Origin of the sequence: Chromohalobacter marismortui, from assembly GCF_004364315.1 — a bacterium.
Classification (GTDB): domain Bacteria; phylum Pseudomonadota; class Gammaproteobacteria; order Pseudomonadales; family Halomonadaceae; genus Chromohalobacter; species Chromohalobacter marismortui.
On record NZ_SOBR01000002.1, the window covers coordinates 271,412 to 283,120 of the forward strand.

At 61.7% G+C, this 11,709-nt stretch carries 9 protein-coding genes and 5 tRNA genes; 2 read left to right on the forward strand and 12 right to left on the reverse strand.

The features are described from left to right. Window positions 1–8: 8 nt before the first annotated feature. The 4 genes from C8E00_RS04475 to C8E00_RS04490 form a co-directional block, all read right to left on the reverse strand. On the reverse strand, window positions 9–1,289 hold the full coding sequence (locus C8E00_RS04475; protein ID WP_133695054.1) for a YeaH/YhbH family protein: 1,281 nt from the start codon (window positions 1,287–1,289) through the stop codon (window positions 9–11). Between the two features lie 75 nt (window positions 1,290–1,364). After that, window positions 1,365–3,287 (reverse strand): PrkA family serine protein kinase, encoded by a 1,923-nt coding sequence (locus C8E00_RS04480; protein ID WP_133695056.1) that lies wholly within the window; start codon window positions 3,285–3,287, stop codon window positions 1,365–1,367. Window positions 3,288–3,508: 221 nt separating this feature from the next. Beyond that, window positions 3,509–4,558: a threonine aldolase family protein gene (locus tag C8E00_RS04485; RefSeq protein ID WP_133695058.1), complete on the reverse strand. Its 1,050-nt coding sequence runs from the start codon at window positions 4,556–4,558 to the stop codon at window positions 3,509–3,511. A gap of 172 nt (window positions 4,559–4,730) precedes the next feature. Further along, window positions 4,731–6,743 (reverse strand): NADPH-dependent 2,4-dienoyl-CoA reductase, encoded by a 2,013-nt coding sequence (locus tag C8E00_RS04490; protein ID WP_133695060.1) that lies wholly within the window; start codon window positions 6,741–6,743, stop codon window positions 4,731–4,733. 145 nt (window positions 6,744–6,888) lie between these two features. On the opposite strand from C8E00_RS04490, the gene C8E00_RS04495 reads away from it, so the two are divergent. Then, window positions 6,889–7,821 (forward strand): alpha/beta fold hydrolase, encoded by a 933-nt coding sequence (locus tag C8E00_RS04495; protein ID WP_133695062.1) that lies wholly within the window; start codon window positions 6,889–6,891, stop codon window positions 7,819–7,821. A gap of 93 nt (window positions 7,822–7,914) precedes the next feature. Here C8E00_RS04495 and C8E00_RS04500 read toward each other — a convergent pair. From C8E00_RS04500 to C8E00_RS04525, 6 genes are all read right to left on the reverse strand, one after another. Continuing rightward, window positions 7,915–7,991 (reverse strand) — tRNA-Asp (locus tag C8E00_RS04500). A gap of 23 nt (window positions 7,992–8,014) precedes the next feature. Then, window positions 8,015–8,091 (reverse strand) — tRNA-Val (locus tag C8E00_RS04505). Between the two features lie 74 nt (window positions 8,092–8,165). Further along, window positions 8,166–8,242: transfer RNA gene (locus C8E00_RS04510), tRNA-Asp, on the reverse strand. 47 nt (window positions 8,243–8,289) lie between these two features. Beyond that, window positions 8,290–8,366 (reverse strand) — tRNA-Asp (locus C8E00_RS04515). A gap of 50 nt (window positions 8,367–8,416) precedes the next feature. Then, window positions 8,417–8,492 (reverse strand) — tRNA-Val (locus tag C8E00_RS04520). A 65-nt stretch (window positions 8,493–8,557) separates the two neighbouring features. Then, complete coding sequence (locus C8E00_RS04525) at window positions 8,558–9,295, reverse strand: alpha/beta family hydrolase (RefSeq protein ID WP_243833111.1); 738 nt, start codon at window positions 9,293–9,295, stop codon at window positions 8,558–8,560. A gap of 98 nt (window positions 9,296–9,393) precedes the next feature. Between C8E00_RS04525 and fnr the strand changes: the two genes are divergently transcribed. After that, the gene (fnr, locus tag C8E00_RS04530) at window positions 9,394–10,137 is read left to right on the forward strand and encodes a fumarate/nitrate reduction transcriptional regulator Fnr (RefSeq protein WP_133695064.1); all 744 of its coding nucleotides are present in this window, start codon (window positions 9,394–9,396) and stop codon (window positions 10,135–10,137) included. A 3-nt stretch (window positions 10,138–10,140) separates the two neighbouring features. On the opposite strand, the gene ttcA is transcribed toward fnr, so the two are convergent. Together ttcA and C8E00_RS04540 are read right to left on the reverse strand one after the other, a co-directional pair. Beyond that, window positions 10,141–10,995 carry a tRNA 2-thiocytidine(32) synthetase TtcA gene (ttcA, locus tag C8E00_RS04535; protein WP_133695066.1) on the reverse strand — a complete coding sequence of 285 codons (855 nt, stop codon included), beginning with the start codon at window positions 10,993–10,995 and terminating at the stop codon, window positions 10,141–10,143. An 88-nt stretch (window positions 10,996–11,083) separates the two neighbouring features. Next, complete coding sequence (locus C8E00_RS04540; protein WP_133695068.1) at window positions 11,084–11,701, reverse strand: 3'-5' exonuclease; 618 nt, start codon at window positions 11,699–11,701, stop codon at window positions 11,084–11,086. Window positions 11,702–11,709: the final 8 nt, after the last annotated feature.

Below are 11,709 nucleotides of genomic sequence, written 5' to 3' on the forward strand. Positions count from 1 at the left end.
GCGGCGCCTCATTGCGCGGTGCGCTTGCGGAAAAGCTTGCGGAAGACCGGATAGATATCGCCCGACTCGACGATCTGCTGCATCGCGAAGCGCTCAGGGTGACGTGCCTGCACACGCTCATATTCTTCCCACAAGGCCTGATGTGAATGCGGCGTGATCTCCACATAGGTGTAGTACTGGAGCTTGGCCATCAGCGACGACATGAGCAGATCACGGCAGGTCGTCGAATCGTCATCCCAGTTGTCACCGTCGGAGGCCTGGGCAACGTAGAGATTCCATTGCGCGGGCGAATAGCGCTTGGCGATGATCTCATCGACGAGCGTCAATGCACTCGACACGATGGTCCCCCCGGTTTCCCGCGAGTAGAAGAACTCTTCCTCATCGACTTCCTTGGCCGCAGTGTGATGACGAATGAAGACCAGCTCGACCTTCTCGTAGTTGCGCTCCAGGAAGAGATACAGCAACAGAAAGAAACGTTTGGCGATGTCCTTGTGTCCCTGGGTCATGGACCCTGAGACATCCATGATGCAGAACATCACCGCCTTGTTGGAGGGCTGGGGTTGGTCGACGAGGTTGTTGTAGCGCAGGTCGTAGGTATCGATGAACGGTACCGCCTCCAGACGCTTCTCCAGACGTTCGATCTCGGCCTTGAGCTCATGGATACGCGTCGGGTTGCGCAGCACCGGGTCCTTGCGCTCCTCCCCCTCCAGCGCTTCCTCGGCTTCGCGCAGGGCACGCTTGATGGGCGCGCGCATGCCGATACGCCGCGCCTGTGCTTCACGCATCGAACGTACGATGTTGATCCGTGACGGCACACCGTCACGCGTTACCCCGGCGCGCACCGGACGCACCTCATCAAGATCGCGCAACTGCTTGCGTTCGAGATGTGGCAACGCCAGACCGTCAAAGACGAAATCGAGAAATTCCTCACGGCTCAGAGTGAAGGCGAACTCATCCACCCCCTCCCCCTGATGGGCGGCGCCCCCCTCCCCCGTGCCGCCCGCCCCATCGCCACTCGGACGCCGCAAGCGGTCGCCTTCGACGAACTCCTTGTTGCCCGGGCTGACGATGGTCCGCGTGCCGCCAGGGCCATGCTGAAAGACCGGCTCGGATATATCCTTGGCGGGAATCGACACCTGCTCGCCACGCTCCATGTCGGTGATCGAGCGTCGATTGACCGCGTCCTCCACCGAGCGCTTGATATGGGTGCGATAGCGCTGCAGGAAGCGTTGACGGTTGACGGCGCTCTTGTGCCTGGCGTTGGCGCGTCGATCAATGAAGTAGGTCATGCCGACCTCCTATGCTCAGTCTCGATAGCAGCCTGGTTCCGCCGGCGCCGCAGAAGACCCGGGATACGCGGGCGACTACTGCGACTTGCGCACCCGCAAATACCACTCGGACAGCAAGCGTACCTGCTTCTCGGTATATCCCCGGTCCACCATGCGCGCCACGAAATCCTCGTGCTTCTTCCGATCCGCGGTCGAGGCCTTGGCATTGAAGGAAATGACCGGCAACAACTCCTCGGTGTTGGCGAACATCTTCTTCTCGATCACCCCCTTGAGCTTTTCATAGGACTGCCAGCTGGGGTTCATGCCATTGTTCTGGGCCCGGGCACGCAGCACGAAGTTGACCACCTCGTGACGAAAGTCCTTGGGATTGGAAATCCCGGCCGGCTTCTCGATCTTTTCGAGTTCTTCGTTGAGGGCCTGGCGATTGAAGAGCTCGCCGGTCTCGGGATCGCGGTACTCCTGATCCTGGATCCAGAAGTCGGCATAGGTCACGTAACGATCGAAGATGTTTTGCCCGTACTCGCTGTACGATTCGAGATAGGCAGTCTGGATTTCCTTGCCGATGAAATCGACATAGCGCGGCGCCAGATACTCCTTGATGAAGCGTAGATAGCGCTCGAAGGTTTCCTTGGGCAGTTGCTCTTGCTCGAGCCGCTGTTCGAGCACATACAGCAGATGCACCGGGTTGGCCGCGACTTCGTGGGTATCGAAATTGAAGACCTTGGAGAGAATCTTGAAGGCGAAGCGTGTCGACAGGCCATCCATCCCCTCGTCGACGCCGGCCGCATCGCGATATTCCTGTAGCGACTTGGCCTTGGGGTCGGTGTCCTTCAAGTTCGCGCCGTCATAGACCCGCATCTTGGAATAGATGCTCGAATTCTCGGGCTCCTTGAGACGCGAAAGTACCGAGAACTGCGCCAGCATGCGCAGCGTGTCCGGCGCGCAGGGCGCGGCATTCAGCGAGGAATGCTCGAGCAACTTCTTGTAGATGTTGATTTCTTCGGTCACCCGCAGGCAGTACGGCACCTTGACGATGTAGACACGATCCAGGAAGGCCTCGTTGTTGCGGTTGTTGCGAAACGTCTGCCATTCGCTCTCGTTGGAGTGGGCCAGCACGATGCCGTCGAAGGGAATGGCGCCCATGCCCTCGGTGGGATTGTAGTTGCCCTCTTGCGTCGCCGTCAGCAAGGGGTGCAGCACCTTGATCGGCGCCTTGAACATCTCGACGAATTCCATCAGCCCCTGATTGGCCTTGCACAGGCCGCCGGAGAAGCTGTAGGCATCGGGATCGTCCTGGGAATAGAGCTCCAGCTGGCGAATGTCGACCTTGCCCACCAGCGACGAAATGTCCTGATTGTTCTCGTCCCCGGGCTCGGTCTTGGACACCGCAATCTGGTTGAGTCGCGAGGGATAGAGCCGCACGACGCGAAACTGCGAGATATCGCCGCCGTATTCCTTGAGCCGCTTGGCAGCCCAGGGCGACATCACCGACCGCAGGTGGCGCGGTGCAATGCCATATTCCTTCTCCAGCAGCTCGCCGTCCTCTTCCGGCGAGAACAAGCCCAGCGGCGACTCGAACACTGGCGAGCCCTTGATGGCATAGAACGGCACGTATTCCATCAACAGCTTGAGCCGTTCAGCCAGCGAGGATTTGCCGCCACCCACCGGCCCCAGCAGATACAGAATCTGTTTCTTCTCTTCCAGCCCCTGCGCGGCATGCCGGAAATACGCCACGATCTGCTCGATGGCCTCTTCCATGCCGTAGAATTCGGAAAACGCCGGATAACGGCGGATGACCTTGTTGCTGAAGATACGCGACAGCCGCGAATCCTTGGCGGTGTCGATGACTTCCGGCTCGCCGATCGCCTCGAGCATGCGCTCCGGTGCGCTGGCATAGACGCTGGGCTCCCGCCGGCAGAGTTCCAGATACTCCTGAAGACTCATCTCCTCTTGCCGAACGCGCTCGTAACGGTTCTGAACATGATCGAAGATACTCATCAAACGCCTCCTTTCACGACCTGGGTCGCTCATCGGATTCTGGACTGTCTATGTATCAGCGTAGACGGATGGAGAGAAAAGGCGTGATTCGAAACGTTTTTCCTTTCAACGCAGCGACACGCCCCTGGACATGTAGAGCCCACGCACGGTCATTGGTTCGTTGAAAGTTGCACAGGATGCCAGGGCAACGGCCGCGTGGTGTCCTCGCCCTGGCATCTCGCTCAAGCGGCAGACAGTGCGTCGCGCACGTCATCGAGCAACTGATCGAGCAGTGCCTGGGTCGTGTTCCAGGCGCAGACGAAGCGCGCGCCGCCCGCGCCGATGAAGGTATAAAACGTCCAGTCGCGTTGGCGCAGTGCGTCGAGGACCGCGACGGGCAACGTCACGAAGACACTGTTGGCCTGGGCGGGAAACATCAATTCGGCACCCGGCATGGCCGCGAACCCTTCCGCGAGATAACGCGCCATGGCATTGGCATGCTCGGCGTTACGCAGCCAGGCGCCGCTTTCCAGCATCCCTAGCCAAGGTGCGGTGATGAAACGCATCTTGGAGGCCAGCTGCCCGGCCTGCTTGCAGCGATAGTCAAAGTCCTCCGCCAGGGCGCTATTGAAAAACACCACCGCCTCGCCCATCGGCAAGCCGTTCTTGGTCCCTGAAAAGCATAGTGCATCGACGCCAACCTGCCAGGTGAGCTCTGCCGGCGTCGCCTCGAGCGATGCACAGGCATTGGCGAAGCGCGCCCCATCCATATGCACGTGCAAACCATGTTTATCCGCCATGGCACGAATCGCCATCAGCTCATCGCGGGTATACACGGTGCCCACCTCGGTGGCCTGCGTCAGCGAGATCGTGCGCGGTTTGGGATAGTGGATATCGCTGCGCCGGGTGACCAGCGACTCGATGCCTTCGGGCGTCAGCTTGCCATCCGCACCGGAACACGTCAGCAGCTTGGCACCGTTGGAGAAGAATTCCGGGCCGCCACATTCATCGGTCTCGATATGCGCCAGTTCGTGACAAATGACACTGTGATAGCTTTGCCCCATCGAAGCGAGTGTCAGCGAGTTGGCAGCGGTGCCGTTGAAGACGAAAAACACGTCGCAGTCATAGTCGAAGAAACGACGAAAGCGGTCGGCGGCCTTCTGGGTCCAGGCATCGTTGCCATAGGCAAGATCATCGCTGGCATTGGCGCGCAACAGGTAGTCGAGCGCCTCGGGACAGATGCCGGAGGTGTTGTCGCTAGCCAGAAAACGCGGCGTACAGTCGGATTCCATGCCTTGTTGTCCTCATAGGTGGCGAGAAGTAGAGACGCATCAAACACAACGCCAGGCGCCGGGTGCCAACGCCTGCCGTTAACCTGCAAAAAATTGCGTCTCGAGCCAGTCTACTCATCGCCGCCTCTCACCGGAAGCCCGTCGGTGCGCACCGCCCCCTGCACGCACGTCGTTACAGGGTTGCCGCTAAACGGGTGCCCTGATCGATGGCCCGCTTGGCATCGAGCTCCGCCGCTTCCTGTGCGCCGCCGATGACATGCACCTCGCGCCCCGCCGCCGACAGCGGCGCCTCGAGATCCGCCACCGATACCTGGCCGACACACACCACGACCGTCTCCACCGCCAGGCATTCCTGTTGTCCGTCACGCACGATATGCAACCCTGCATCGTCGATGCCGAGATAATCACAACCGCTGAGCATACGGACTCCTCGCTGGCGCAGCGTGGCGCGATGCACCCAGCCGGAGGTCGCGCCCAACCCCTTGCCGGGCTTGCTGGTCTTGCGCTGGAGCAGCGTCACCTCACGCGGCACCCTGGGCGCTCGACGCCTCACGAGCCCACCCCGCGCCGACAACGACAGGTCGACGCCCCACTCGGCACACCACGCCTCGCGGTCCAGCGCGGGATGCCCCTCATGGGTCAAGAGCTCTGCCACATCGAAGCCTATTCCCCCCGCCCCGATGATCGCCACGCGCGTGCCCACGCGTTCAGGGTGCATGATCGCCGCCGGATAGCTCAGCACGCGAGGATGCTCGCTGCCGGGCAGCGACAACGCCCGGGGCGCGACTCCCGATGCCAGCACCACGGCATCGAAGGCCAACAAGCGTTGTGTCTCGGCCGTGGTATTCAGGCATAGCGTGACGCCCAACACCTCGAGCATGCTGCGGTAATAGCGCAACGTCTCGCTGAATTCCTCCTTGCCGGGAATGCGCTGGGCATAGCGAAACTGGCCACCGATCTCCGCCTCACGCTCGAACAGCGTGACCTGGTGACCACGCTGCGCCGCCGACACGGCGGTCGCCAGCCCCGCCGGCCCGGCGCCGACCACCGCAATCTCGCGTGGGGTCGCCACCGGCGCGAGCGTCACTTCTGTCTCGTGACAGGCGCGCGGATTGACCAGACACGACGTCAGCTTGCCCTGGAAGGTATGATCAAGGCAGGCCTGATTGCAGGCGATGCAGGTATTGATGAACATTGCCTGTCCGTCACGCGCCTTGCTCACCCACTCGGGATCGGCCAGGAAAGGGCGCGCCATCGACACCATGTCGGCATGGCCCTCGGCCAGCACGCGCTCGGCGACATCGGGCATGTTGATGCGGTTGGTGGCAATCAGTGGCACCCCGAGTTCGCCGCGCAGCCGTCGCGTCACATCCGTGAAGGCCGCCCGCGGCACGCTGGTGACGATGGTCGGTACCCGCGCCTCGTGCCAGCCGATGCCGGTATTGATCAGATCGGCGCCCGCCGCCTCGATCGCCTGCCCCAGGGCCACCACCTCCTCATGACGACTGCCTTCCTCGACCAGGTCGATCATCGATAGACGAAAGATGATCAGGAAGTCATTGCCCAGTGCCTGGCGAATCCGGCGTACGATCTCCACCGCAAAGCGCATGCGGTTTTCAAAGGTTCCACCCCACTCGTCGTCGCGGTGATTGGTACGCCGACACAGGAACTGATTGATCAGATAGCCTTCCGACCCCATGATCTCGACGCCGTCGTAACCCGCCTCGCGGGCCAGGTGAGCGCAATTGACATAGGCCTCGATCAGTTCCGTCACCTCGCCACCGCTCAACGCCCGGGGGGTATAAGGATTGATCGGTGCCTTGAGCGCCGAGGGGGCCACCAAGGCGGACGAAAAGGCATAACGCCCGGCGTGGAGGATCTGCAGGCAGATGTGGCCGCCCTCGGCGTGTACCGCCTGAGTCACCTGCCGATGCGCCTCGACTTCTTTGGGCACGGTCAATTGGGCGGCGCCCGCGAACACCGCCCCCTCGGAAGACGGCGCGATGCCGCCAGTGACGATCAACGAGACGCCTGCGCGTGCGCGCTCGGCATAGAACGCCGCCAGCCGCGCGAAGCCATCGGGCGCCTCCTCCAGATTGGTATGCATCGACCCCATCAAAATGCGGTTTTCGAGCGTCACGGGCCCCACGGTCAGCGGGCGGAAGAGATGCGGATACTGAGTCACGGCGCGTCCTCGCTTGCACTCGGCTTTAAACCACCATACATTTTCAAACAACTGTATGAACAGTGTAGCGAAGGCGTCGCGGGAGACAATCCCGACCAAGGGCGCAAGCCTCATTGCCGCATTACTTCTGACAGGTGAGCCGTGAATGAACTACCAGACCTCCCAACACCACGTTCCCATCGCCACCGGCGGTGGGCTGCATCTCACCCGCTTCCAGCCCGAACGCATTCACGGCTTGCCTATCCTGTGCTGGCATGGCGCCATCGAATCGGGGCGCATCTTCCACAGTCGTAGCGGCAAGGGATTGGCGCCCTGGCTCGCTCGGCAGGGCCACGAGGTCATGGTGATCGATCAACGCGGTCGCCAGGATGCCCTGCCGCGTCCGGCACGCGGCGTCTCATTTTCACAGCGTGAGGTCATTACCGATGAAGTCGACGCCGCACTGGCCGCCTGCTTGAGCCTGAGCGGGCAATCGCGCTGCCACATCATGGCGCATTCCTGGGGCGGCGTCTTGATCGCCGCGCACCTGGCGCGCATTCCCGGTAGCCGTGGGCATATCGCCAGCCAGGTCTATTTTGGCACCAAGCGCCGAGTGCGGGTCCAGAATCCCAGCAAGTGGCTCTATATCGACCTGGTCTGGAAAGGGCTCGCACCGCTGGCGCGGCGTATGTGCGGGTATCTGCCGGCTCGCACGCTACGCTGGGGAAGTGACGACGAATACGCCACCAGCCACGCGGACAGCGTCACCTGGGTGCGCGAGACGGCGTGGCGGGATCCTGAGGATGGCTTCGATTATGCCACCGCCCTGTCGCAGGGCGGACTTCCCCCCACATTGCATTTGGCGGGCCTTCGCGACCAAGCGCTGGGACATCCTCGCGACGTGGCACGCTTCATCGAGGAATGCGGCCCGCATCGTCATGCATTGCGCATACTGGGACGCGAGCACGGTCAAGGCCGAGACTACGGCCATCTGGACATGCTGACCCACCCCGACGCCGTTGCAGACGTTTACCCACAGGCACTCGCTTGGTGTCAGGCACATCAGGGCGACGCGGTCTCGGTCGAGGAAGACACTTAGGAAGCAGCGCGACAACGGCATCCGCGCATGAAAAAGAAGGGCCCAAACGACAAAACCCCAAGTCAATGACTCGGGGTTGGCCGATGGCGATCGTGGCGGACCGGACGGGACTCGAACCCGCGACCTCCGGCGTGACAGGCCGGCATTCTAACCAACTGAACTACCGGTCCGCATTATCCGATGTGATTCGGATTGGTGGGTGGTACAGGACTCGAACCTGTGACCCCCAGCATGTGAGGCTGGTGCTCTAACCAGCTGAGCTAACCACCCGGATCGCATACTGCTTGATACTGCATGTTGCTGTTGCGTGCCTCGTCGTCACTGACGCATCGGCAAGGAAATCATGGCGGACCGGACGGGACTCGAACCCGCGACCTCCGGCGTGACAGGCCGGCATTCTAACCAACTGAACTACCGGTCCGCTGAATACAATGCTGACCACGCATTGTCGGATTTCCGATGAAGAACTGGCGGACCGGACGGGACTCGAACCCGCGACCTCCGGCGTGACAGGCCGGCATTCTAACCAACTGAACTACCGGTCCGCTGCATTCTTCTTTACGTGTCCCCATCATTCGAAACACATTTCGCGTGATGGTGGGTGGTACTGGGCTCGAACCAGTGACCCCCAGCTTGTAAGGCTGGTGCTCTTCCAACTGAGCTAACCACCCGTGGTCACGTGGCGCTGCATTCTACAGACAGACCGTGGAAAGTCAACCGATTACATTCATCCGATTCATTTACTTGCCTGCATGGCATCGGCCACGACACGCGCGGCTGCGTCGATCAATGCCGCCTGATCATGCCCAGCGCGCCGCCGCGGTTGCCAATCATGATCGCCATCGTCGAGAAAATGCACGTGCGCCGTCGCCGGCAAGGCATATTCTCGAACGTCGCTCTCATTCCCGAACGGGTCCCGCGTCCCTTGCAACACCCAGGTGGGGCAGGTCAGTGTCGGCCAATGCGCCAGCCGCGTACGCTCTGGCTTGCCCGGGGGATGAAACGGATAACCGAATAGCGCCAGGCCCGGCGCCTCGTCACGCGCTGCCAGCAGGCTCGCCACGCGCCCGCCCATCGACTTACCGCCCAGCCACAGCGGCGCTGACGGTGCGCCGGCGAGCGGTGCCAAGGCGTCTCGCCATGCCGCCAGTTCGTCGACCAGACGCTCGACACGCGGCGGTGGACGCCGACGGTTTTCATGCCATACTCGCTGCATGTAGGCGAAATCGATGGCCCAGACCTGCACCCCATGCTGCACCAACGACTCGCGCAAGCGCTGCATGAAGCGCGATGTCTGCCCTGCTCCAGCGCCATGGGTCAATAACAAGCGCCCCGCGCGTGGCATGCCACACACTTCCAGGGGGCCCCATCCATCCAGATAATAATGTTGCGCCGCGACGGCGGGCATCACGCCACTGTCGCGCAGTGACGCCAGCGAACGTGGCATCGCGGCATAGGCATGTTCGAAGCTCATGTCGGTCGGGTCTCATCGAGTGGCAGGGTGCGTCGCTATGCAGCTTTGACGGGGGACACGCGCTACCCTAAGGTAGGCGCGTCTCAGGAGAAAACGCCATGACCGTCGATACCGCCACCCCGGCCTCGCCGATGCAAGCGCATTGTCAGACATGTCGGCTCAACTCCTTGTGTCTTCCGCTGGCATTGGGGCTTGACGCGCTTGACGACTTCGACGCCATCATCCGGCGGCGCGCACCTCTCAAGCGAGGTGAAGCGCTTTTCGATGCCACGACGCCTTTTACACATCTCTTCGCGGTGCGCTGCGGCAGCCTCAAGCAAAGCGTCACACAAGCCCACGGCGAGGAACGCATCACGCACTTCTACCTGCCCGGCGAGCTCGTCGGTCTGGATGGCCTCGCCAGCGGCGGCCATCCAGGGCTCATCCAAGCACTCGAAACCACGGCCGTATGCGCGATTCCCTTCGCTCAACTGGACCGCCTCTCCGGCGAGCTGCCCGAGTTGCGCCATGCGCTCTACCGCAGCATGAGCCGCGAGCTGCACGACGACCGATACTGGCTGTGTCGACTCGCCGGCCACACGGCCGAAGCACGCCTCGCCAGCTTCATCATCGACCTGTCGCATCGCTTCCAGCGCTGCGGTCTTTCTCCCACGCGCTTTCGCCTGCCCATGGCACGGGCCGATATCGGCAGTCATCTCGGCCTAGCCGTGGAAACCATCAGCCGTCTGATGGGTCGCTTTCAGCAGGCCGGGTTGCTCCGCGCAGCGCGCCGCGAGATCACGCTGCTCGAGTACGCGCGCCTCGCTGCCGTGGCACGCGGCGAGACACCGCTTCATGAGTGAGCATCATGCCTCGCGGGTCAGCACATCGAGTGCCTCGATACGCTTGCTCTGGAATTCGCGTTGCTTGTCTTCCAGCCCCACGAAATCGAAGAGGTCGCGGTCGGCCAACTGCGACGGCGCCACATTGGTGATCGATTTGAACATCGCTTCCAGGCGCCCTGGGTGCTTCTCTTCCCAGTCCGCGAGCATTTCCTTGACCACCTGGCGCTGAAGATTGGGCTGCGAACCGCACAGATTGCAGGGAATGATCGGAAACGCCCGCCACTCGGCATACTCGGCGATATCGGCCTCACGGCAATACGCCAAGGGCCTGATGACGACATTCTTATTGTCGTCGGAGAGTAGCTTGGGCGGCATCGACTTGAGCGTGCCACCGAAGAACATATTGAGAAACAATGTCTCCAGCATGTCTTCGCGGTGATGGCCCAAGGCGATCTTGTTGGCACCAATCTCTTCGGCGAAGCCATAGAGCGTGCCACGCCGAAGTCGCGAGCAAAGCGCGCAGGTGGTCTTGCCTTCCGGGGTCTTTTCCTTGACCACCGAATAGGTATCACGCTCGACGATGTGGTAAGGCACGCCCACGCCATCCAGGTAGTCGGGCAACACGTGCTCCGGGAATCCCGGCTGCTTCTGGTCGAGATTGACGGCCACCAGCTCGAATGCGACCGGCGCATTACGCTGCAGGTTCATAAGGATATCCAACATGGTGTAGGAATCCTTGCCCCCTGAGAGGCATACCATGACCTTGTCGCCGTCGCGGATCATCCCGTAGTCGACGATGGCGTTTCCCACCTGGCGCCGCAGGCGTTTTTGCAACTTGTTGAATGCCAGTTTGTCTTGACCGGTGAGTGCGTGCATGACGATAGCGCTTTGGCCTGCCGTAGTGAGTGAAGCCTCTCATCCTACCATCGCAGGCCATCACGACGAAGTGCCAGGCTCCCGCCGCTCAGGCACTGACCGCTCGTCCATGGCACAGGCGCAGATACATCAACGCCGTGGTCACGGCATCACCCAACGCCGTATGACGTCCCATGACCGGCACGCCCAGCGCCTCGCTCATGGCCTCGAAACGTATATCCGGCTCGCTGCCCGGCTGGATTCGCTGACGTTCACGCGCATACAGGCGGCAGATATCCAGCGTGCGATTGGGCAGGTCGAATCCGGTACGCGGGCGAAGGTGACGATTGATGACCGCCACATCGTAATCGATGCACCAACCCAGCAACGGGCGATTGCCGATGAAGTCGAGCAAACGATCGAGTGCGTCACCCAACGCCTCGCCGCCCCATAGATCGACGCCGCGCAGGCCATGAATGCGAATCGAGTCACCCGATAGGCTTTCAGGTCGCTGCAGACGCAGATCCAGCGACTCGCTGGTCAGGACACGCCCATCGCGTATCTTGACCGCCGCCAGCGCCACCAACTCCGCGCGTCGCGGATCAAGATCGGTCGTTTCGCAGTCCAGCGCGATGACCTCACTGCCGCAATACGGCTCGAAGCGCCAAGCGTGATGCCCACCCAGTTGGCGACGCCGATCGCCGGCACGCCGTAATGCCTTTATCATCGCGACTT

What these genes read in the sequence shown, in the direction of transcription:
- C8E00_RS04495 (WP_133695062.1), top strand. Translation starts at nt 6,889, where the DNA reads ATGAACTACCAGACCTCCCAACACCACGTTCCCATCGCCACCGGCGGT.
- C8E00_RS04540 (WP_133695068.1), bottom strand. Translation starts at nt 11,701, where the DNA reads ATGATAAAGGCATTACGGCGTGCCGGCGATCGGCGTCGCCAACTGGGT.
- fnr (WP_133695064.1), top strand. Translation starts at nt 9,394, where the DNA reads ATGACCGTCGATACCGCCACCCCGGCCTCGCCGATGCAAGCGCATTGT.
- C8E00_RS04485 (WP_133695058.1), bottom strand. Translation starts at nt 4,558, where the DNA reads ATGGAATCCGACTGTACGCCGCGTTTTCTGGCTAGCGACAACACCTCC.
- ttcA (WP_133695066.1), bottom strand. Translation starts at nt 10,995, where the DNA reads ATGCACGCACTCACCGGTCAAGACAAACTGGCATTCAACAAGTTGCAA.
- C8E00_RS04475 (WP_133695054.1), bottom strand. Translation starts at nt 1,289, where the DNA reads ATGACCTACTTCATTGATCGACGCGCCAACGCCAGGCACAAGAGCGCC.
- C8E00_RS04525 (WP_243833111.1), bottom strand. Translation starts at nt 9,295, where the DNA reads ATGAGCTTCGAACATGCCTATGCCGCGATGCCACGTTCGCTGGCGTCA.
- C8E00_RS04480 (WP_133695056.1), bottom strand. Translation starts at nt 3,287, where the DNA reads ATGAGTATCTTCGATCATGTTCAGAACCGTTACGAGCGCGTTCGGCAA.